At 60.6% G+C, this 22,755-nt stretch carries 10 protein-coding genes; 8 read left to right on the forward strand and 2 right to left on the reverse strand.

Features of this window, described 5'->3' with window-relative positions; genetic code table 11:
- Positions 1 to 240: 240 nt before the first annotated feature.
- Together AC5FXY_RS21915 and AC5FXY_RS21920 are read right to left on the reverse strand one after the other, a co-directional pair.
- Positions 241 to 5,952 (reverse strand): T9SS type A sorting domain-containing protein, encoded by a 5,712-nt coding sequence (locus AC5FXY_RS21915; RefSeq protein ID WP_493558868.1) that lies wholly within the window; start codon positions 5,950 to 5,952, stop codon positions 241 to 243.
- A gap of 637 nt (positions 5,953 to 6,589) precedes the next feature.
- Positions 6,590 to 9,325, reverse strand: coding sequence for a 4-alpha-glucanotransferase (locus AC5FXY_RS21920; protein ID WP_493558869.1), 2,736 nt, complete (start codon positions 9,323 to 9,325; stop codon positions 6,590 to 6,592).
- 316 nt (positions 9,326 to 9,641) lie between these two features.
- Here AC5FXY_RS21920 and AC5FXY_RS21925 point away from each other — a divergent pair, with 316 nt between their 5' ends.
- The 8 genes from AC5FXY_RS21925 to tamL all read left to right on the forward strand — a co-directional run bounded on the left by AC5FXY_RS21925 (position 9,642) and on the right by tamL (position 22,660).
- Positions 9,642 to 10,187 (forward strand): RNA polymerase sigma factor, encoded by a 546-nt coding sequence (locus AC5FXY_RS21925; RefSeq protein ID WP_493558870.1) that lies wholly within the window; start codon positions 9,642 to 9,644, stop codon positions 10,185 to 10,187.
- Positions 10,184 to 10,897 carry a hypothetical protein gene (locus AC5FXY_RS21930; protein ID WP_493558871.1) on the forward strand — a complete coding sequence of 238 codons (714 nt, stop codon included), beginning with the start codon at positions 10,184 to 10,186 and terminating at the stop codon, positions 10,895 to 10,897. The genes AC5FXY_RS21925 and AC5FXY_RS21930 overlap by 4 nt, the downstream gene beginning before the upstream one ends.
- Positions 10,894 to 11,844, forward strand: coding sequence for a hypothetical protein (locus AC5FXY_RS21935; protein WP_493558872.1), 951 nt, complete (start codon positions 10,894 to 10,896; stop codon positions 11,842 to 11,844). The genes AC5FXY_RS21930 and AC5FXY_RS21935 overlap by 4 nt, the downstream gene beginning before the upstream one ends.
- A 16-nt stretch (positions 11,845 to 11,860) precedes the next feature.
- Positions 11,861 to 12,601 carry a hypothetical protein gene (locus AC5FXY_RS21940; protein ID WP_493558873.1) on the forward strand — a complete coding sequence of 247 codons (741 nt, stop codon included), beginning with the start codon at positions 11,861 to 11,863 and terminating at the stop codon, positions 12,599 to 12,601.
- Between the two features lie 81 nt (positions 12,602 to 12,682).
- Positions 12,683 to 14,077 (forward strand): YCF48-related protein, encoded by a 1,395-nt coding sequence (locus AC5FXY_RS21945; protein ID WP_493558874.1) that lies wholly within the window; start codon positions 12,683 to 12,685, stop codon positions 14,075 to 14,077.
- A gap of 43 nt (positions 14,078 to 14,120) precedes the next feature.
- Positions 14,121 to 14,849, forward strand: coding sequence for a porin family protein (locus AC5FXY_RS21950; protein WP_493558875.1), 729 nt, complete (start codon positions 14,121 to 14,123; stop codon positions 14,847 to 14,849).
- A 219-nt stretch (positions 14,850 to 15,068) separates the two neighbouring features.
- On the forward strand, positions 15,069 to 20,237 hold the full coding sequence (locus tag AC5FXY_RS21955) for a translocation/assembly module TamB domain-containing protein (RefSeq protein ID WP_493558876.1): 5,169 nt from the start codon (positions 15,069 to 15,071) through the stop codon (positions 20,235 to 20,237).
- 95 nt (positions 20,238 to 20,332) lie between these two features.
- The gene (gene tamL / locus AC5FXY_RS21960) at positions 20,333 to 22,660 is read left to right on the forward strand and encodes a translocation and assembly module lipoprotein TamL (protein WP_493558877.1); all 2,328 of its coding nucleotides are present in this window, start codon (positions 20,333 to 20,335) and stop codon (positions 22,658 to 22,660) included.
- Positions 22,661 to 22,755 lie beyond the last annotated feature (95 nt).

The following is a 22,755-nucleotide window of genomic DNA, read 5'->3' on the forward strand; positions in this document are numbered from 1 at the left end:
GCTCTGCTCCACTAACTGGTATACCTGTTGGAATTTGGCGTCGGCCAGAAAGTTTTCCTTCTCCTGCTGGTACAGTAGTAATGCTGCAGCAACGTGATGTCGGTCAGGCATGGCGGTAATCTCTAGGTGCTTACTGTATACGAGCCCCTTAATTGCACGTGGTCCAAGGCTTAAGCGCAGAAAAAAGCCGCACCTCGGGAGGTACGGCTTTTGAAATAGCCTGTCGAGAACCGAGCCTGACTACTGTTGCTTCACAAACTTTTTGGTCACATGCGTAGCCGGACCGTCGATGCTTAGCACGTACGAGCCGGCGGGCAGGCTGCTGACCGACAGCGCGGCGGCGCCGCTAGTGCTAACCTGCTGGCTTAGTACCTGACGGCCGAGCACATCGGTCATCACTACTTGGTACGTGCCAATGGGCAGCGACGAGAAGTCCACAAACAACTGGTCGGTAGCCGGATTGGGCCACACCGTCACGCCGCCCGATTTCTCAGTGAACTGCACAGCGCTAATGGTGCTGTAGGTAGCCGTTCCGTCGAAATCAACCTGCTTGAGGCGGTAGTAGAGCAGCTTACCCACACGGGCCGCAGCTGCATCGGTGAAGGCGTAGTTGCGAAGGTTGGTGCTCTGACCAGCGCCGCGCACGGTACCTACCCGTTCGAAGCGCTGACCGTCGGTCGAACGCTCTACTTCAAACCGATCATTGTCCTTCTCCTGCGCCGTGGTCCAGGTGAGCTGCGCGTCTTGGCCTTGCGCCGTCGACGCGAAGCGTACCAGCTCCACCGGCAGGGGAGTCGATGTCAGCGCAATGTTGCCCGAGAATTCCGAAGTGTTGCCCACGGGTACCGAGGTGTTATTCGAGAGCGTAACCGTAGTACCGCTCAGAATGGTGGCCGTAGCCGTCAGGCGGGCGCCCCCCGTGGTCAGGGCGGTGATTTGCGCAGCCGTCAGGGAGCTAAACGGAATCGAGAAGGCAAAGCGGTTCACGGCGGCCTCACTGCCTTGGTTCAGGCCATTAATTGTACCCGAATACGAGGTCGCCAGATAGTCCCGGTCTTCGGCCGAGCCTTCAGTGAAGCTGGCAATGTAGGTGAAGCCTTCGCCAAACTCAGCAGCCTGTACATCGGCCACAAAGAACTCCACTAGTGCGCCGGCGGCGGCGTAGCCCGTCACCGAGAAGGTGCTGTTGGCCAAGCTGGTTTGCGTCAGGATGGGGAAGTTTTGCAGGTTGTTGCCGCCGGCATCAGCATCGGTGTTATCGTTGCGCGTTACTCCGTCGCCAAAGAAACCCGTGCCCGAGGTCAGGTCAATGCCCAGGTCTTCTGTGGCCGAGCTGCTGTGGCTGCTGAATGAGTTTTGCATGATGCGGTTGCCCGTCGAGCTGCCTCCCACCATGATGCCGTCGGTGTCGTTACCGGTGAAGGTATTGCGCACAAACAGGTTGTTGTTGCCATTCACTACCCGAGCACCGGCGTTACCAACGCGCAGGTTGGACGTGTTGAAGGTGTTGGTACCGGTACCGTTAGAGCCGATGGTGTTGCTCTCGAAGACGTTGCCGGTGTTTTGCACCGACGCATCGCCTATCAGCGAGATGCCCGCGCCTGCGTTGGAGCTGATGGTGTTGCCGGTGACGGAGTTGTCCACCGCGCCTTCCAGTACCAGGCCCGAGCCGTCGAAGGCAATGTTGCTGCCCGTGGCGGCCGTGCTACGCGAGGAGCGCAGGATGCTGTTTTGCACCACTACTCCTATAGCCCCGTTCTCCAAACGTACGCCCGCCGTAGCGTTGTCGTACGCCGTTATGGTCGTAATCTGCGAGCCGGCAGCCGCCGCTCCGCTCAGGGTGATGGCGGCCCCTTGCGAAGCATCAGCACCCGTGGTAGCCAAGCTCGTGCCGCGGGCACCGGTAAGGCCCAGGGCCACCAGGTGCGTGCCGGCACCCGTGGCTTCCATACCGCCCTGGCCGTTGAAGTTCAGGGTGATTTCGGGGCCCGTTGAGGTCGTCGTAGCCGCTACAATGTCACCGGTAATGGCCGTCTGGCGGTTACCGGTGATTGTCGTATTGGCATCAGTAATGATGGGCAGCGCTGAGTTGAGCGTAATGGTGTAACCCGCGGTGGCCGAGTAGCCAGCCGAGGCAGGCAGACCATTGCGCAGGCCAGCTGCCGCACCCGTCGTACGGCCGTCGTTGAGCATGAACAGGGCAAACTCCCGACCTGCGGCCGCGCCCTGCAGAGCATCGCTCTGGTCGAGGTTGGTGTTGGGCAGGGCGTTGCTGTTCACGATGAACTGGCGTAGCGAACCTTGGCCGGCATCGTTGGTATTTGTCACCACGTCAAAGTTGAAGCCGAAATCCACGCCGGTGACCGGCTGGGCTTCACGGAACACCTGAATAACGGTGATGGATTGCGGGGTGACGCCGTTAGCAGTAAGGGCGCTAAGTGTTTGGCTGCCGGTGTTGGCAGCCGCATCCACTGCGTTCGGGTTTTCGCCGCCAACGCGGTTTACATCGCCGTTTACGTAGGTCTGCACCGGGATTAGGCCCGCTATGTTGTTGGTGTTGCGCACCGAGGTAACGGTGCTGCTGACCACCCGCACGGTATACTTGCCCGTGAACACGTTATCGAACGTAAAGGCGCCTTCGGAACTGCTGGTGGTAGTGGCAGCGAGCGTGCCGTCCTCGTTGTAGAGCTCCACACGGGCACCGTTGCGACGGATGCTGTTGGCCGCAAAGCTCGAGGCCGCGGCCTCCGATTCAGCTGTGGCATAGGCGCGACCGGCACCGCCGCCGTAGTTCACGTCCTCAAAAACGAGGCCGCTAACCAGCGCCGCGTACAGTACCGGAATGGAGAAGGTTGCGGCCGATGCGCTCAGCTCGTTGCTGTCGTCCAGGGCTGAGTACGTAAACGCCACCGTGCCGTAGTAACCGGCTAATGGATCAAAGGTCAGCTGAGCGGCCTGAGCCGGGGTCAGCTGCTGCCCCACCGTTACGGGCACACCATTGAGTGCCAGTACGCCTTCGTTCGTAGCGTCCGGAATGGTGTTGATGATGTACGCCACCACCGAGCCAGGAGCCGTATCCGAACCCGATAGGGCCGAAATAGTCGTTGGCCCGGCTTGGTTCGACAAGCGCGGGTTGGTAACGTTGTTGGCGACGGGCGGAGCGTTCAGGTTGCAGTTGGTGCCGTCCTTGATAACCGTAGCCACTGTGGCATTGGTCACGCGCACGTTATCGAGCGAGGGACGGGCGTCGCTGCTGGTTCCAGTGCTGGTGAAGGTAATTTCGACTTTGTAATTTCCGGTTTGCCCCAGCGCCTGCGTCACCGCCAAGGGAGCAGTAGAGGCGAAGTTTGTCTGGTTGATCTGCGTACGCGCGTTGTTAGCGTCCAGCAAGGAAATGCGGTAAGCTGTATTGGCTATGCTGCCCGCCGGCACCGCCGTCTGGAATGAGAGCGTAGCGCCGGCCGTCAGGCGCAACCACGGCGTCTGGTACGTTACCGAGCCCGTGCCGAGAGCGTTCGAAGCAACCAGGGTAGCCCGGCCTTCCAGCGTATTCGCGTTGTCGGTAATAAACCCCATGTTGGTCTGCGATTCACACAGGTCGGGGGCGATGCGACCTTCGAAGTTCTGGACGTACTCCTCCTGGCCCGGATTCACCGTTTGCTCAGCCTGGTTGTTCAGCAGGTTGTTTTCCGTTTGGGATGTAGACCGGATAACAGCCGTGTTGGTAAACGTGCCGGTTTGGGCGATTTCCGCCGTAACCCGCAAGGTTAACGAGTTTCCGTTATTCAGGGTGCCGATAGTCCACACCCCGGTGGTGGGAGTGTAAGTGCCGCTACCCGTGTGTGACACATAAGTAAGGCCGACGGGCAGCAAGGCATCCACCCGTACGTTGGAGCCATTGAAACTGCCCACATTACGGGCAGTAATGGTAAACGTAACCTGTTGGCCTACTCGGTAAGGTCCCAGGTTTACCTGTTGCTGAACCGCCAAATCAAGATTGGTGGATGTTACTTGATTTACGGGAATGAGGTAGGTCGCTACCGTCGAAGTAGCTCCCATGTCGTCCGTTACCGAATAGGTAAAAGATACGTCGTTGTTGCTATTTCCGACAGCTGAGTAGGTAAGGTTATTGATATCAGACGGCTGGATACGGTCACCAACTGCTACGTTCACCCCGTTGAGCTTTAGCGTACCGGCTGGCAGTGTTACGATGGTGTAATAAGAAATTGTGTTGTCGCCGTCCGGATCGGTGCCGCTAAGCGGGGCAATCGGGGCGTCGAAGGCAATTGTACCTACCGCGCTGGTTGTTACCGCCCGGGCCACCGGCGGACGGTTCTGGGTCGTCGTAACCTGCGCATTGGCCGCCGTGCCGTTGTTGTTGCTCAGCGTGGGGTCAGAAGTAGCAGCCAAGTTGCTGGCGACGCCAGTTACCGAGCCGCTGCCAGGCATAGTGAACGTAACCGTGTTGGTAACGGAAGCACCGCTAGCCAGCGTAGTCTGCGGCAGTGTGAGCAAACCCGTTGAGGCATTGTAGCTCAAGCCAGCAGCCGTGCTGTTGATGGTGACGTTCGTGAGGTTTGGGGTGAGCTGAACCGTAGGCTGTACCTGGTTAGCTTGGTCCAGACCCGTGTTGTTGGTCGTGAGGGCCGTGTATGTCACCGTGCTGTTGGCAACCGCACGCGCAGGACCGGTGAGGGTGGTTGCTACGTCGGCTTCTTCGCACCAGGTAAAGGCCGGAATGGTTACGACCTGTCCACCGGGGTCGTTCGGGCGTTCGGTTTGGATGTTCTTGTAAATCAATTCCAAGCGCACAATGGGCTCCGAGAACGTAACCACCGTGTTGCCGTCGGGGCTCGAGCTATTGTTGGTGCCGGTTACTGGGTTGTCGCGGCCCGTGATGCGGTTGTCGCCGTTGAAGAAGTTGTTGCCGTTCGGCGCCAGGTTTACGTCGCTGGGGTCCAAGCGCACTATTGTGCCATCGGCGCGGTAACCGTTAAAGGTTACGTCATCAATCCACGGGTCACCGTTGTTGGGCGCGCTTTTGTCCAAGTCGCCCATCGTAAAGCTGAAGCCCTTAAGGGCTCGGCTGAAGTTAAAGTTGATGGAAGTGCTGTTGGCCGCCGAGCTGTAGTCGGTTGCCCAAGACAGCGCGTAGCCTGCGCCGCCGCCGCCAGCCTGTACCGCCAGCGTTACCGTACCGGGTGACTCGGTGTAACCACTGGTGGTGAAAGTAACCGAGCTGTTGGGAACTGTAATCGTGAGGGGAGCTTCCCAGCTTTCGTTGGCGGTACGGGCGGTAAAGTCGAATACCGTAGCCTGACCGCATTCGGCTTTGTTGACTGGAATGCCCAGCACGCCATCGTTGATGGAGGTGGCGCCTAGATTGTCAGTCAGACGGAAGCTAGCAATGGCCGTTGAGCCGGAGAATCCAGTGGCAGGCTGAAAGGCCAGGGCATTAGAATTGCTGGCTGGGTAGTTAGTCGTCGTGTTGGCGGGCGTGCCATTCACATACAATGTACCCGTGTTGGCCGGGGGAAGGGCGTTAAAACCGAAGCTGGCCACCGTTCCGTCCGGGTCGCTGAACCCGCGGGTTGCCAAATCACTCAGCGCCTGCTGGCGTCCGTTGCTGATCAGCGTTGGGTTAGTGAAGTTAACCGGCACCGGCGGCAGGTTGTTGACAACCTGGAATGAGTAGGTCGAAATATTCGACTGCTCGTTGTTGGAGTCCAGCGCGCGGAACGTAAAGCTGCGCGTGCCCGTGGCCGAGCCGTTAGTAGCAATAAAGCCCAGGAAGTTCGCCTGCGCAGTGGTTACCGTCATGCCCGCCGTCACGACCGTGTACTGCGTTATTGACGCATTGGCTACGTACAATGTCCCGTTGGTAGGAACGGTCACAAACGTGAACCGATTGAGGTTGCCATCGGGGTCTGTACCCGACAGTCCCGGGGACAAGGCGAAGAAAGCGCCATTGTTTTTGACCGGGGTGGGCGAGGTGATGTTGCTGGTGGACGGTGCCGCGGTCGGGCGTTGTCCCGACGAACCAGAAGCAGTGGTAGATGTCGAGGGAGGAGTTACTAACGAGAGCCGTTCAGAAAAGGGCCACAGTACGTTGCCAGCAGTTGCTTGCGTTGGAGAATTGCGGAAAATCCACTCCTGCAGTGCCGACGGCAGCCCGCTCAACTGCGCATCCTGTAGTGGATGACCGCCTGCAGTAATTGAGCTGTTCGCCGGTGTTTGTGCCCCGCAGACCGAAGTCCACAGCAGCGCTAACGCCGTGACGCGTAATCGTGTGTTTATGTAAAAAAGTGAAAAATGGAAATTCGTTTCGAGTGGAATAGATTTCGGAAAATCGGGCTTTAAAATTACGTTAGTCTTATTAATAAATGCGTGTATATAAGGGCTTTAATTGTTGCAATAGTGGCCATTTTGCTGGCTGACAGCAAGTGTGAGAGGTTGAATGTGATTATTGTAATAATGCATATCATATTTATCGCAAAAGCCAATAGACCTTTGTGAATACTCACAAAGGTCTATTGGCTTTTGCTAGAATCGGTAATTAGTTACCGTGCAAAAAAAATGCGCTAGTTCCTTACACGCGGCCGCTCTGCTTTACTAACTGGTGTACCTGTTGATTGAAGTCTTTTTCTTCGAGCAGCTGTTCCAGCGGCAAATGGAAGCGGTACTTCCAGAAGTGCTCTGGGTTGGCCGGTACGTTGATTTGCTCTTCGAGCGGGTTTTCACGCCGCAAGCTAGTATCAAGGGCAACGAAATCCTGCAAAGGCAGGATGGACCACATGGCGGGCGACTGGAGGTGCTGGGCCACCATTTCGTGCGCTACCCATGGCTCGCAGTAGCTGGGCGCTTGCTGCCCGTAGTGACCGAGAATCTGTTCAAAGAAGCGTTGGGTGCGCTGCTGGTCCTCTTCCCACCAGCCGCGAATGGTGCTCATGTCGTGGCAGGAAGGAGAAACCACGGAAAGGTAAGCGGCGTCGTTAGGGTGTGAGAATTCGATGCCGGTGGCGGCGGGCATGCGCTGGATGTTCAGGCCCAGCATACCGAGCTGGCTCATCACGCCGGGCACTGAGGCAGGAACCATTCCGAGGTCTTCTCCGCAAATGAGCATGTTGGTGGCATAGCGTACCGGTGGCAGCTTCACCAATCCTTGCTCGCGCCAGAAGTCTTCGTGGCGACGGAAAAAGAAGTCCACGTACAGCTCGTGCATACGGTGACGCGTGTGTTCGTCCAGGTCGCGGAAGGTGCGCGACTTATCCACTGTGATGCGTGGGTGCCAGTACTCACCGTTGGAATTGTCAGCTTCGACGAAGAGCACCTCCGAGAGCAAGCGGTACAAGCCGTTGCGGAGAAACTGTAGGTGAGCATGCTGCTCCGCGGGGGCCTGGCCCTGCTTCTGCTCGAACACCGCCTCCACTTTGCGCTGCGTGTTTACGTGTTCCTTCAGGCGGAAAGCGCCGTGGCCAGAGTCGTCGAGGAATTCTTCGCGTACGGCATGGGCTTCGGAACCGAACAGCTCTTCCAGAATGTGCCAGCGGATGTAAGGCTGCGTGAGACGATCGTAGTCCCACCAGCCGAGCCGGTCGCGGATTTCGTCGCGGTGCAGGGGCAGGGCGGGGGAGAAGTGGCCGAGCAAGCCCTCGACGGCGTGGCCGGGAATTTCCCAAATGCGGAAGAAACCGAGTATGTGGTCGATGCGCAGGGCATCAAAATAGCGGCTGAGATGCCCAAGGCGCTGACGCCACCAAGCGTAGTTGTCTTCGGCCATCTTTTCCCAGTTGTAGGTGGGAAAGCGCCAGTTCTGGCCCGTTACAGAGAAGTCGTCGGGCGGGGCACCGGCCTGCTGATGCAGGTGGTACAGTTCGGGCTGGGTCCAGGCTTCCACGGAGTGACGGTAAATACCGATGGGCAAGTCGCCCTTCAGGGTCACGCCCTTGGAGCGGGCATAGTCGACGGCGGCGCGCAGCTGCTTGTCGAGGTGGTACTGCGTGAACAGATGCAGACCGAACTCATCGAACACGGGGTGTTCGGGACGAAGCAGTTGCTCGGGCAGGTCGCCGGGCTGCTGAAATTCCTGGGGCCACTGACGGAAATCAACGGTCTGGAACCGGTCGCGCAGGCCGCTGAATACGGCGTAAGGCGCCAACCACTGTTTTTGGTCCTGGAAGAACTGCTGGAATTCCGCGTCGGCCAAGAAGTTTTCCTTTTCCTGCTGGTACAGCAGCTTCACGAAGCGCCACTTGGCTTCCGTGACGGGTTCGTAATCCACGAAGTCCCGCTGGTTGAGTTCATCGCGCAGGCGGTTAAGCTCGTCGCGTTGGGCAGGGTCTTGCAGCTCGGCTATTTCATCGAGGCGCAGGTACTGCGGATGCAGGGCAAAAACAGAAATGGCCGCGTAGGGGTAGGAATCGACCCAGGTGTGGGTGGCGGTGGTGTCGTTGATGGGCAACACCTGCACCAGCTTCAGGCCGGTTTCGACGGCCCAATCGACCAGCAGCTTCAGATCCGAGAATTCGCCCACGCCGAAGCCCTGCTTGCTGCGCAAGGCAAATACCGGCAGCGCCACGCCGGCACCGCGCCACGGACCGTCGGGGTGGCGAAACAGCTCGTCGTGGCGCCAGCGCAGCACATCGCGGCCGAGCACGGGCGGTAGTACGCGGTCGGGGCCGGTTTCCAAGGCTACGACTTCCTTCTGCTGCGGGTCCCAGATAGCGTATTTATAGAGAACAGGCTTTTCGGGCGTCTCCAGGGCCACGTCGGCCGACCAGTTGGGGTAACCAGCATCAGACAACACCACGGCCTTGCGGGCGTCCCAATTGCCTAGGGCAGCATCGGAACCGAGCACGCAAAGGCAATGCTCCGGCGATACGCGCGGGGCCACCATCGTGAAACGCACGGCGGCATCGGCTACGCGGGCGCGAGCTTTGCCCGGGCCGCAAGGCGACTGGGACGGACGACGGAAGATGGCCTGCGTGAAGGCGTTGGTGAGCAGTTCGTTTTCGGCCAGCTGCGGAGCGCGCCAGAACTCATCGAGCACCACGCGGCCGTAAGGCTCATCAGCAAGCGACACGTGGCGGTTGGGGCCCCACTCCCAATGAACGGTGCCATCGGCGTCGATCAGCAGGTATTTGTACTGCAGCTCGGTAGTGCCGGCAGGCAACTCAATTTCTTTTTCCCAGCGGCCCGTAGCCGGGTCGTAATCAAGATGCAATGCTTGATCGGGATGCCAGTCGCCGAGGAAGGCACCGGCGCCGCGCACTTCCAGGCGCTGCCCCCACTGGGTGAAATAAGGAAGTCGGAAACGAACGCGCATAGCAGCGGGAGAATTCGCGCGGAGAGAAACGTAAACGGGTGAAAACCGGCGAAATAATACCCGAAGCTACGTGCTCTGCCGCCGGAATCAAATTGGGGAAAGTGACCGTCGGATGAACTACGCGGCGAAGGGAGTTAAGGATAGCCGGCTCCCAAAGCTGCGCAGCGACTACAATAATAACTTGCGTAGTTTATTTAATAAATGAACGGGTAGGAAATAGATATCATAGAAGGCTAATATTTGGCTGGCAAAAATATTTCTGCGGGCGACCAACCTTTCGGTGAGTTGCATTCACTTTCAGCCAAAGATCCTCCCCGTGACCGTTCTGCCCGTCGACGCTTCTGCCGAAGAACAACTGCTGCTGGCGGGCTGCCTGGCCCAGGACCGGGCCGCTCAGCAGCAGCTGTATCAGCGCTACAAATCGGCGATGTTCTCGGCGGCGCTACGCATTCTGGGTAGTCGGGAGCTGGCGCAGGACGCGCTGCAGGAGGGCTTCGTGGAAGTATTTCGGAGCCTGGATAGCTTCCGGCAGCAGTCAACCCTGGGAGCCTGGGTACGGACGCTTATTATGCGCAGCGCCTTACGCGTGCTGCGCCGTGAGCAGCGCATGGAAGTATACGACCACGAACGGCACCCCGAACCGCTGGTGGCGTGGCACGATAGCCTAACGGGCGAGGCGTTGGAAAAAGCCATCGGGGAATTGCCGGCCGGCTACCGGGTCGTGTTCTGCCTCGTGGAGGTAGAAGGCTACGCCCACAAGGAGGTGGCCGAGATGCTGGGCATTACGGAGGGTACCAGCAAGTCGCAGCTCTACCACGCCAAGCGGTTACTACAAGTTAAACTTTACCATTTGTACGCATGAGCCAGACGCCTTCCGACCGGCCCGAAGCCGGTTACGAGCACTTGCGGCGGGCACTGCGTGAGTTGCCCGCGCACGAACCCGACGCAGCCACCTGGGCCCGGATAGCGGAACAGCTAGAGGCTGACGACGCCGTAACCCGGGCCGTGCCGCATTTGCCCGCGCATGAACCCAATGAGGACCTCTGGAGCACCATTGCGGCCCGGCTGGATAAGCCGGCTCCGCTAGCCATGACGACGGATGCCGCGGCCTCTGTGGTGGCAACGGCTACCGTACGGCCGCCTGTGCCTACCCAGGCGGTGCGCTGGATGGCTAGCGTGGCGGCGGCTATCCTAATAATGGTAGTGGCGTGGTGGCAGCGGCCCGATAGCGCGGTGGCGCCAGGGCAGGCGGTGGTGCTCGAAACCGTCAGCTACAGCGAAGAAGTGGTGGCTACCCCGGCAGAAACGCAGGCCTCGGCTATGTTCGATCCGCTTGCGTCGCAGGGAGTGGCCTTTATCGACGCGCACTGCACCTCCCTGCCCACGGTGTGTAAGTCCGATGAGTTTCGGGAACTGCGGGCGCAGCTTTCGGAGCTGGAGGCGGAAGAGCAGCGCCTGCAGCGGGACCTGCGCCGCTTGGGCACGACGCCAGAATTGGTACGCCATCAAGTGAAAGTCACGACGCTGAAAGCCACCGTGACGCGTGAGCTTATTGACTTGCTGATTTCATGAACCTCTTTCCATTACATGATCAGCGCGTGGCCGAGCTTCGTCGCTGGTGCGGTTGCTTGCTGATGGTGCTGCTGTGCGGGCCAGGGCTGCCGGGTTTCGGCCAGACGAAAGTGCAGGTGGTGACGCGCACCGTGGAGCAGACGCTGCCCTGCCCCGCCGAAGGGCTGGTGCGCATCCGGGCCGAGAAAGCGACGCTGCGGGTGCAAGGCTGGGACAAGCCCAACGTGCAGGTGATACTGCGCTTGGTGGCCCGGCACCCCGAGCGCGAGGTAGCGGAAAAAGAGCTGGCATCGGCCCGCTACCAGATCAGCCGCGCCGGCTCGACCATCGACCTGATGAACTACTTTGCGCAACCAGCCGGGGCACCCGCCATTCGCAGCGACTTGCGCGCCGAGTACACCGTGACCATGCCGGCCGGGGCCAGCCTGGAAGCCACCAACGCGTACGGACAGACCACGCTGACGGGCCTCACCGGTAACCAGAAGCTGGAACAGGACTTTGGCAAAATCACCTTGCTGGATCTACGTGGTCAGCTGCACCTAACCGTCCGCTACGCCGACCTCACGGCCAGCAACCTAAACCTTAACTTAACCTGCGAGGCCGACAAATCGGCCCTGCGGCTGACTGACGCGGCGGGCCGCTACGTCATTCGTAACAGCTACGGCAGCGTGGCACTAGAGCCAAACTCAGAACTGAAAAGCGCCTTTATCGACGCCGTGCGCACGGAAGTCAGCCTGGGAGTGCCGCAACTCGCCCTCTTCAGCTACCTCCTCAGCACCACCCAAAGCACTATTGAAGTGCCGCCAACCCTGCGCGGGGGTGTGCGCCAGGGCAGCGGGCGGCAGGCCTTGCGGCACGATGGCCCCGCATCTGCGCCTCTGATTCGCGTGCAGACCACTTACATGCCCATTTCGCTTCGCTCGCAGCCACTGCTGATGAAGCAATAGCAACCCGCCCACTAGAATGCAAATCCATACTCTAAACCGGTGGGCGGCCGTAGCCGCAACCGGCCTCGTACTCAGCTTAGCGCAACCCCTAGCGGCCCAAACGGCGCCTGATTCGACGCGCGTCAGCTACGGCGAAGAGGAAACAAGCGAAACCTTTCCGCAGCCGGATGGCAAGCTGGGACAACGCCTCGGGCGGCTGACGCGGGTGCAGGTAGAAGAGCAGCGCTTGTGGAAGCTGGGGCTCAATAATTTCATTTTCGCCGGCAACGGCACGGGTCCGGAATACGGGCGTTTTGGCGTGTATCTGATTCACGAGCGAAAGCTGCGGCCAGCCTGGTCGGTGATGGGGGAGGTAAGCCCCGACGTCATCCGCTACCGGGCAATCCTGGACGGGCCGTGGCGCACGGGCTTTGCCGTACGCTCGCAGGTAGCCGGCCGCTACTACTACAACCTGAACCGCCGCATCAGCAAAGGAAAAAGCGCCAGCAACTTCTCCGCCAACTACCTCTCATTGGGGCTCGGGGCAGGTTTTGGACGCCGCTCCGACGAAACGCCCTACTTCGAAAGCCGCCTGGGCCGACCCGTACGCCTCACGGCCGCGGCGCTCTACGGCATTCAGCGCCGCATCGGTCGCTACGGCTTCGCCGACTTCAATGTGGGCATTCCGTTCCCGATAACGCCGGAGCGCGAAGCGACCAACGCGCTGGTGCTGCATTTGGTCCTGAGCCTGCGCCTCGGCCTGGCTTTGGGCCGCTGATGCAGTCATCAATACGGGCTACCTAGTCGTCGGGGCTTCCGAAAGTTACCTCTTGTTCTTCTCCACCTTAAATTACTCGTTGTGCGTTTCAACTTTACTTCTATCGAGCAAGTTGCCGCTCTTGCCGGCTCCAACTCAACTCAGTTCAGCCTTGGCCGTGTTTCCCGCCGACTGCGCCCGGTCGCCCTCCTAGGGCTTCTGCTGCTGCTATCGGTAGCGGCGTCGGCGCAGTGGGTGCTGCAGCCGTTCAGCTTCGGCCGGTCCGATCAGTTTGCTTACCGGTTTGGGATTGTCGATGCCAACAACGTGTGGGCCGTGAGCTACGACGAAACCGTGGCGAGCATGGCCATAGCGCGCACCACCAACGGCGGGCAGAACTGGCAGCTGCGCCCCGTAAGCGGCCTGGCCACAACCGAGTACATCTCCAGTGTAGCGGCCATCAGCAGCAACGCGGCTTGGGTTACCGTTGCCGACAACGCGGGCGGCGGGCATTTGCGCCGCACCACCGATGGCGGCCAGACCTGGGCCCGGCAAGCAGGCCTGCAGTTGGCTGGCTACCCCAACTTCGTGCATTTTTTCAACGCCAACGACGGCGTGGTGGTGGGCGACCCACTTGCTGCTCCGGTAGACCAGTTCGAAATTTACGTGACCAGCGACGGGGGAAATACCTGGGCGCGCACCAACAACGTGCCGCTGTCCGTAGCTGACGAAGACGGCGTGGTACTGGCGCCCGCAGTGGTTGGCAATGCCATTTGGTTTGCTACGGATGAAGGACGCGTGTTCAAATCGGCAGATAAGGGCCTTACGTGGACGGTAAGCGTGGTACCCGCTCTTGCGGAAGTCTACAACGTAGCCTTTCGCGACGCGCAGAATGGAATTGTGCTCAGCGTCGACAACCGCAATAATTTGTTTGCGCACCGCAGCACCGACGGTGGCACCACCTGGCAGCAAGTGCAGTGCCAGGGACCGTTGCGCTCGGGTGGCATGGTGGGCGTACCGGGCACGAGCCTGTTTTTGTCGGTTGGTAGCGGGGATTTGGGCGCGTCCGACCGCGGCTCGTCCTACTCAGCCGATAACGGCACCACTTGGGTAGCGCTGGATAACAACCGGCTGCACGTGGGCCTCGCGGCCTTTAGTGCCGGAGCCGTGTGGACGGGGGCGCTGGATGCTACCACCGGCGACGCTCTGGGCATGTACCGCCTGACGGGCACGGCTTTGAACAGCCGCGCCGTCCGCCAGCAACCTGTGCTGGCGGCTTACCCCAACCCCAGCTCCACGGGCGAGTTTACGCTGCCGCTGGCCGAAGCCGCTACGGTACGAGTGGTAGATGCTCTGGGCCGCGAAGTACTGCGCAAAGCCACCGCGGCGGCGCAGCGCGAGGTAAACCTGAACTTACGCGGGCAGGCAAGCGGCGTGTATACGCTGCTGGTGCAAAGCCGTGCCGGCGTGGCGCGTCAGCAATTGGTAATCGACTAATGACAGTCGACCTTTAAGGATTCCCCAATCAGTCCTTTTTTATATGCAGACCTTTTACCGTTACTCTTTGGTGGCTGCCCTGCTCGCGGTTACGCCAGCGGCGCAGGCGCAAACCCTGGAAGCCGTGGGCGTGGCTGGGAGCTTCAACATCAACCAGACCTGGGCCCGCCAGGAACAAATTGAACTGGAGGTGCTCACCATCAATACCAATACCGACCGGGCGCGGGACGACGATACGGGCAACCGCTTCAGCGCCTACGCCCGCATCGGCCTTGGCGAGAAGGGCTTTTTCCTGCAGCCGGAGCTGGCTTATTCCAATGGGCTCGGGAATCAGTACCGAATTGCTGACTATTCACAGCCGTCGGATCTTCCTCCTTGGGGAGTTTACTACTTCTCTCATCGTATAAAGCGGACGGAAGTGGCCGCGCTAGCCGGGCGGAAGCTGGGCCGTAAAGGTTACGTGCTGGCGGGGCCAGTGGTAGCGCTCAACCAACGCGAGCAGCTTGATGGGAGCCAAGGCAGCGCTTCGTTTGGGCCGCTGTATGCTAGTCTATTCGGAAGTGTGAAGCGCGTTCAGGCCCTAGGGCAGATAGGGCTGGGTGTGCAGCTGTGGCGTTTTGATTTGAATGCCCGCTACGAACGCAGCCTGACGCCCTATACCACGCATTTCGCATACGAGGGCCGGCGCTACGATTACCGCCAGCGCAACGGGCAGCTGATTCTGAACGCGGGCTTTCTGATTTACGACCGGCACCGGCCGTGGCGGCGCTAGGCGGATAAGCCAGTTATTCTGTCCGAAGCAGCCTAAACCCGCCGAGCTTCCTTACCAAGGAAGCTCGGCGGGTTTTTCGTGGGCGAATAGTCGGGCTTCGAGGGGGCGTGGGCCCGGTTGAGATTGGCGGCTGGATAGGGGCGAGGCCCGGTTCCCAACCCCGCACGTGCTTTTTGCGTTCGGAAGGCTACCGTCTCTCAACTTTAAGCCTTCCTGCCTGTGCCCACTTCACTACGCCGCCTGCTCTACGTCGTGCTCGGCCTATTGGCGTTTGTGGTGGTATTGGTTATCGGCGTAGTCATTGCCCTGCAAATACCATCGGTGCAGGACTTTGCTGCGCGCAAAGCGGCCAACTACCTCCAAGATAAGATCGGGACCGAAGTCCGCATCGATAAATTTCGTACCGACTGGCGCAACGGTCTGGCGCTGGAAGGCGTGTACCTCGAAGACCAGCAGGGCGATACGCTCGTGTCGGTGGGGAAGCTGGGCGTGGGTATTAAGCTTTGGGACCTGACCAAGTCGCAGATCAACGTGAGCAACGTGGAGCTGCTCGACGGCACGGTGCACATCAACCGTACCCTGCCCGACTCCACGTTCAACTTCGACTACATTCTGGCGGCCTTCGCCACCGGCGACACCACCACGACCACGCCCGCCGACTCTACCGGCGGCTTTAAGTACGACATCGGCGACGTGCACCTGGCGCGGGTGTACCTCACCTACCGCGACCAAGTAGACGGCATGAACGTGCGCGGCCGCGTGGGCGACCTGGCCCTGAACATGAACGAGGTGGACGTGGACCGCTCCATCTACCGCATCGGCAACGTGGCGCTGCAAAACACTGGCTTCAACATCGTGCAGACCAAAGTGCCGCCGGATACGCCCTCTGAGCCACTCACATTGACTTTTGGCCTGGACCGCGCCTCGCTCAATAACGTGGCGCTAAGCTACCGCAACGACCCCTCCGGCCAGGATATCCGCACCCGCATCGGGCAGGCGCTGGTGACAGCCGACAACATCGACCTTATCCGGCAGCGCATCGGCCTGAACACGCTCACGCTGCGCGACGCCGATATTGCCTACGCCCAAAACGAGAACGTGCCGGTGGAGCAGCGCGTCATCAACCCCGCCAAGGCCGTGCAGCAAGTGGATTCGGCCGTGGCTCAGGCCACCGGCGGGGCCACAAGCTGGCGTGTGGCGCTCAAGCAGTCCGACATCAGCGGCGTGCGCTTTGCCTTCGACAACGTGGACGAGCCGCGGCAGCGCACTCGGCTGGCGGCCATGGACTACAACCACTTGCTGTTCGATTCCCTGGCCCTGCGCACCCGCAACCTGGTATATACCGACAACCGGACCACGGGCCGCATCGACCTGCTGCGCGGCCGCGAGCAAAGCGGTTTTCGGGTGGATCGGGCGCAGGCCGATGTGGTGTATGACTCCGTGCAGATTCGCCTCGACAACCTCGATCTGGTGACCCCCAACACGCGCATTCGCCGCACCCTGGCCATTGGTTTCGACTCCTTGGGCATGCTGGCCGATATGAACCAGATAGGCAAGGCGCGCTTGGAAATGGACCTGCGCAACACCCGCATCGGCTTCCGGGATATCCTGTACCTGGCGCCTGATCTAGCTTCGGAAAAACCCTTCACCACCGGCCCGAATCAGTCGGTGCTGATCAGCGGACAGGTAAACGGGCGCGTCGACAATTTCGCGCTGAACAACCTGGAAATGGTGGGCTTCCGCAACACCGTAGTTCGCGCTTCGGGCCGCATTCAGGGCCTGCCCAATACCGACCGCCGCCTTTACACCGACCTGAACATTCAGCAGTTGAGCTCTTCGGCGGCCGATGTGCAGAGCCTGGTGCCGGCCGGCACCATTCCCTCGAACATCCGACTGCCCGACCGCTTTTCGGTGGCTGGTACGCTGCGCGGACGACCCACGGTGCAAGTCATCGACGCCAACCTGCGCGCTACCAGCTCTTTCGGCAATGCCACGGCCGTAGTAAATATGGACCAAGGGCCCGTGGGCCGCGAGCCGGTGGCGGCGCGCTTCACCGTCGACAACTTCGACGTGGGCGCCCTGCTGCGCGACCCCACCATCGGGCGCTTGTCAGCCTCCGGACGCTACACCGGCCAGGGCCTCGACCCCGAAACCATGCGCGGGCAGCTGGTGGCCAACGTCGGCAGCTTCCGTTACCAAGATTATACCTACCGCAACATCGACGCGACGGTGGGCGTGAACGGGCAGCAGTACGCCATCGATGCTCGCAGCCAAGGCGATACGAACGCCGCTTTCGTACTGAAGGGCAACGTAGACCTGCGCAACCCCAACGCACCGAGCTACAGCTTCGGTGGCAATATCCAGAGCCTGAATCTGACGGCGCTGGGCTTCTACACCGGCGGCGACCTGCGCCTGCAGGGCGACCTAGACGCCAACCTTTCGGGTGCCGACGCCAACTCGCTTAATGGTACCGTGGTGGGCGACAACATCGTCATCGTGCTGAACAACCAGGCCATTAACCTAGACTCGCTCAACGCCCGCATCGTGCAGCAGCCGGGCCGCACGGAAGTAGACTTCGCCTCTAGTCTGGTCACGGCCACCCTGCGCGGCAACACGCCGCTGGGCGAGTTGGGCCCTGAAATCCAGCGCCACATCGACCGGTACTTTGACTTGCCGGGCGTGCAGTACCGGGCTTCCTCGGTGGCGCGCAATTTCACCTTCGAGCTAAACGTGCCGCAATCGGGCGCGCGCCTGCTGCCGCAGTTTGTGCCGGGCCTGACGCGCATCCGACCCTTCACCGCTTCGGGCTCTTACGACAGCCCCTCGGCCAACCTGACCGTGCAAGCCAACGTGCCGTTTATGCGCTACCAAGGCATTGCCTTCGATTCGCTGGGCTTGCGCGTGGGTTCCGATGCTCAGAAGCTCGACTACGCCGTGGCCTTGCGCCAGATCCGGCAGGACACCACGTTGCAAATCCCCAATCCCAGCCTGACGGGCAGCGTGGCCAACAACCAGGTGGGCACACGCCTGCGCATTGCCGAAAACGGCGGCGCCGAGCGCCTGAACCTGGCCGGCGTGCTGCAGGTGCTCAACAACGGCAACACCTACCAGTTCAGCTTCGAGCCGCAGCTGGCTCTGGACGGGCAAGGCTGGACGGCCGCGCCCGGCAACTACCTGCGCTTCACCACTACCAACGGCAACATCGACGCCCAAAACCTGCGCCTAACCCGCGACGGCAACGCCAACCAGTTTCTGGCCCTGCAGACGTTGGCCGGGGCGCGCAACCCGCTGCAGGTTAATATCGGCAACTTCGACCTCTACGAGCTGGGCCGCACGGTGGGCCTGCAGGATTCCTTGGTGGGCGGCGTGCTCAACGGCCAGGCTGTCGGTTACAACCTCGGCCGTACCGGCCAGGCTTTCACGGCTGACCTCACCCTCACCGGCCTCGCCTACAACAAGTACGTGCTGGGTGACCTGCGCGCCCAGGCGGTGAACAACACCGCCGGCCGCTACGACCTCACCGCCCAGCTGACCGGCGCCGAGGGCAACGATGTGCGCGTAACGGGCTACTACCTGGCCAGCGGCACCATCGACGTGGTGGCCGATCTGGCCCGCCTGAACCTCAAAACTGTGGAGCCCTTCACGGCCGGGCAGATTGTTGAATCCACCGGGGCCCTAACGGGGCAGCTGACGGTGCGGGGCACTACGGCCGCGCCCTTGTTGCGCGGGGCGGTACGCTTCCAGGATGGCGGCTTCACGCTGGCGCAACTCGGCTCGCCCTTCCGCCTTTCTGCCGAGCCCTTGGTGCTCGACGACCGCGGCCTGCGATTCAACAACTTCGCTGTCATCGATTCGCTCAACAACCGGGCGGTCGTCAACGGTTACATCGTGCCGGCGCGTGACTTGGCGCAGGTGGGCCTCTACCGCCTGGATTTGCGCGCTGTGACCAAAAACTTCTTGGCTGTGCAAAGCACCCGCCGCGAAAACCCGTTGTACTACGGTCGTCTGCTCGTTGATTCCGACACGCGCGTGACCGGTAACCTCAACCGCCCGGTGGTGAACACCAATGCCACCGTGGTGGAAGGTTCGGACCTGACGGTGGTGGTGCCCTCCGACGACCCGGTAGCCGTGGAGCGGGAAGGCATTGTGGTGTTTGTCGATAAAAAGACGCCGCCGCTCAACGCTGGCCTGGCCCAGACCGTGAACGTGGATAGTGCTGCTGTGGCCGCCGGCTACGATGTGCGCGCCACCATCACCATCACCGATGAAACACCCTTTACCGTCGTCATCGACGAGGCGGCTGGCGACAACCTGCGCGTGCGCGCCGCCGGTACGCTGAATGCCGTGCTGGACGAGCGTGGCGCCCAAACCCTCACGGGCCGACTCGACGTGACCGAGGGCCAGTACCAACTCTCGCTTTATGATCTGGCCGAACGCAAATTCACCATCGCGCCGGGCAGCTACCTGGTGTGGAGCGGCGACCCGTTCAATGCCCAGGTGAACGTATCGGCCATCTACCGCGTGCGGGCCGTGGCCACCGACCTGATTGCCAACCAGCTCGGCGACGCTTCGTCTGAGTTGAGCAACCTGTCGCGTAACCGGCTGCCGTTCGACGTGTACCTGAACGTGACGGAGCAGTTGCTCAAGCCGGCCATCAGCTTTGATATCCGGGTGCCTGAAAATGAAAACAGCCCGGTAGCCGGGCCGGTGCGCGCCAAGCTGCAGCAGCTGCGCCAGCCCAGCGAGCAAAACGAGCTGAACAAGCAAGTGTTTGCGCTGCTGGCCCTGAACCGCTTTATCGCCGAAAACCCGCTGCAGTCGACGGCGGCGCCGGGCGGGCTGGTAGAAAACCAGCTCCGGGGCTCGGCCAGCCAAGTGCTGACTGACCAGCTCAACAACCTGACCGGCGAATACCTTGCTGGTGTCGGTCTAGAGCTCGGCGTCGATTCTTACGCTACCACCACCGGCTCCGGCGCCCAAAGCAGCCGCACCGACCTGAACGTGGCCGTGCGCCGTCAGCTGCTCAACGACCGCCTCACCGTGCGGCTCGGCGCCGACGTGCCGTTGGCCGGCGGTACCGGCAACCAAGGCGCTCAGGGCGTGGGCGCGGCCAGCCAGTTTGCCGGCGACGTGAGCATCGAGTACAACGTGCTGCCCGACGGCCGCCTGCGCCTGCGCGCCTTCCGCAACAACGCCTACGAAGACATCGACGGGCAATTTATCCGCACCGGCACCTCGCTCATCTTCCAGCGCGACTACAACAGCCTGCAGGAGCTGTTTGCCAAGGTCGCGCCCGAGGTGAAGCAGCAGGTGAAGGAAGACCGCCGCGCCCGCAAAGAAGAAAAAGCCGCCGTCCAGGATACGCTCCAGAATAACGCTCTGAACTGATACCGCAGATGAGCTACGACTTATTACCCAAAGCTGACATGCGGCCCCGAAACAGCAAGGAGTACCCCTTTGAAGGCGGCTCCATGCCGTCTACCATGCCTACTATTGTCACCCCCCAATCCCGCTGGCGCGCTGCCAGGCAAGGCGTCGCGCTACTGCTGGCGCTATTGGTCGCTGGCTGCAGCGGCACGAAGTTTATCCCCGAAAACGATAAGCTCTACACCGGGTCTTCGGTGAAGCTGCAGTCGCCGCACCCGATTCCACGCCAGTCAGAAATCACCACGGAGCTGGAAGCCGTCATTCGGCCCAAGCCCAATGCCTCCATCTTGGGCCTGCGGCCCAAGCTCTATTTCTGGCACATGGGGGAGGGCAAAAGCAAGGGCATCGGGAAGTGGCTGGCCGATAAGTACGGCGAGGCGCCCGTGCTGCTGAGCCAAGTGGATACTCAGCAAGTAAAAGGGTTGATGATCAACCGCCTGTACAACAACGGCTACTTTGAGCGGCCCCAGGTACAGAGCCCCATCAAGGCCAAGGGCCGCACCGCAACCGTTGACTACATAGCCACGGTACAACGGCCTTACACCATCAAGGAAATTCACTTCCCGGAGCGCGACACCTTGCTCGATAACGACATCCGGCGGCTACAGGCTGGCACGCTGCTAAAAGTGGGCGACCCGTACAACCTCAACACGCTCATTCAGGAGCGGGTACGCGTCGACGATGCCCTGAAGCAAAACGGCTATTACTATTTCTCGCCCGATTACCTCTATTACGAGGTCGACAGCACCGAGCACAACCGGGTCGATGTCTACATGCGGGTGAAGGGCAGCATTCCGCCCAATGCCGCGCAGCCCTACATCCTGAACCGCATCACGCTGAATACGCAGTACGGCCTGACGGACACCACCGAAACAATGCGGCCCATCATGTACCGCGGCTACCGCTACGTGCCGGACGAGAAAACCTTCCGGGCGCGTGCCATTACCAACGCTGTCTTCCTGTACCCCGATTCGCTCTACCGCCGCCGCCGCCAAGACCAGACGCTGAGCCGCCTGATGAGCCTGGGCACGTTTAAGTTCGTGGACATTCGGTTCCGACCCGCCCAGCAGAAGGCCGATTCGGCCGGCTTCGGCTTCCTGAATGCGGCGGTGCGCATGACGCAGCTAAAGAAAAAGTCGCTGCGGGCCGAGGTACAAATGGTAACCAAAACCAACGGCTTCACGGGGCCAGGCTTCACGGCGCAGTTTCGCAACCGCTCCGCCTTTCGCGGCGCCGAGCAGCTGATTCTGAACTTTGTGGGCACGTTTGAGCGGCGGCAGGGCGCAGGCCGGACTTCCGATTCCAATCAACCTGTACTGGGCCTGAATTCCGTCGAATTGGGTGTCAACGGTCAGGTAGTGGTGCCGCGCCTTATCACGCCACCCTTTAATATTCGGTTGGTCAACTCCGACTTCCAGCCACGCACCACTTTTGGGGCTGGGTATCGGTACGTCGAGCGGCGGGATTTTTTTCAGGTCGACTTCTTCAACCTGAACTACGGCTATAGCTGGAAAACCAAAATTACCAACGAGCAGGAGCTGCGCCCTATCGACTTGCAGTTTGTGCGCCTGGCCCGCACCAAACCGGAGTTTGACCAGCTGCTCATTGATCGGCCCTTCCTGCGCAATAGCTTTCAGCAGCAGTTTATCCCAGCCAGTTCGTATCGCTACACCTACAACACGCAGGTGTACGAGCAACGCCGTAATCAGCTGTACTTCAGTGGTATGGTGGAGCCAGCCGGTAACCTGGCTACGCTCGTCAACCGCCTCACCGGCGCCGAAACCAATAGCCGCGGCAATCATACCTTGTTTGGGCAGGAGTACTCGCAATACGGCAAGTTTGACCTAGAACTGCGCAACTACTACCGTATCACGGCCAATCCCACCAGCGGCAATAAAATAGCCGCGCGGGCTCTAGTGGGCTTGGGCATGCCTTACGGCAACTCCAACGTGATGCCATACCTAAAACAGTACGGTGTGGGCGGCCCCAACAGCATTCGGGCCTTCGCGCCGCGTCAGATCGGGCCTGGTCGCTATGAACCAGCCCCTAACCAGCGCAACACAAGCTTTTACGACCAGGTGGGCGATATTCGCTTGGAAGCCAACGTAGAATATCGGCAGGATCTTTTCCCTTACGTCAAAGGAGCCGTGTTTATGGATGCCGGTAACGTCTGGCTGGTCAATAATGACCCCACCCGGCCTGGCGGTCAGTTTGCCTTTAATTCTTTCCTAAAGGAAATGGCCGTTGGCGGCGGCGCCGGTATTCGCATTGATATTCAGTTCATCGTCATCCGTCTCGACTTGGCCTACCCGTTGCGCGTGCCCGCCGGCGGCAGCGGCGGCAGCACCCCGCGCCTAAATCTGGCTATCGGCTATCCCTTCTAGCGCATGCAGCCAGCGGAGCGCGTAAGTCAAGTATAGAAAGCTTGGCGCCGCTTAGCTCCCTTTTCTCAGCCGTGTAGCGGCGACATGATAACAGG

The organism is Hymenobacter sp. FMD4 (genome assembly GCF_058932745.1).

Excerpts from the sequence above, each read along its gene's own strand:
- AC5FXY_RS21920 (WP_493558869.1), bottom strand. The coding sequence starts at position 9,325 with ATGCGCGTTCGTTTCCGACTTCCTTATTTCACCCAGTGGGGGCAGCGC.
- AC5FXY_RS21930 (WP_493558871.1), top strand. The coding sequence starts at position 10,184 with ATGAGCCAGACGCCTTCCGACCGGCCCGAAGCCGGTTACGAGCACTTG.
- AC5FXY_RS21935 (WP_493558872.1), top strand. The coding sequence starts at position 10,894 with ATGAACCTCTTTCCATTACATGATCAGCGCGTGGCCGAGCTTCGTCGC.
- AC5FXY_RS21940 (WP_493558873.1), top strand. The coding sequence starts at position 11,861 with ATGCAAATCCATACTCTAAACCGGTGGGCGGCCGTAGCCGCAACCGGC.
- AC5FXY_RS21950 (WP_493558875.1), top strand. The coding sequence starts at position 14,121 with ATGCAGACCTTTTACCGTTACTCTTTGGTGGCTGCCCTGCTCGCGGTT.
- tamL (WP_493558877.1), top strand. The coding sequence starts at position 20,333 with ATGCCTACTATTGTCACCCCCCAATCCCGCTGGCGCGCTGCCAGGCAA.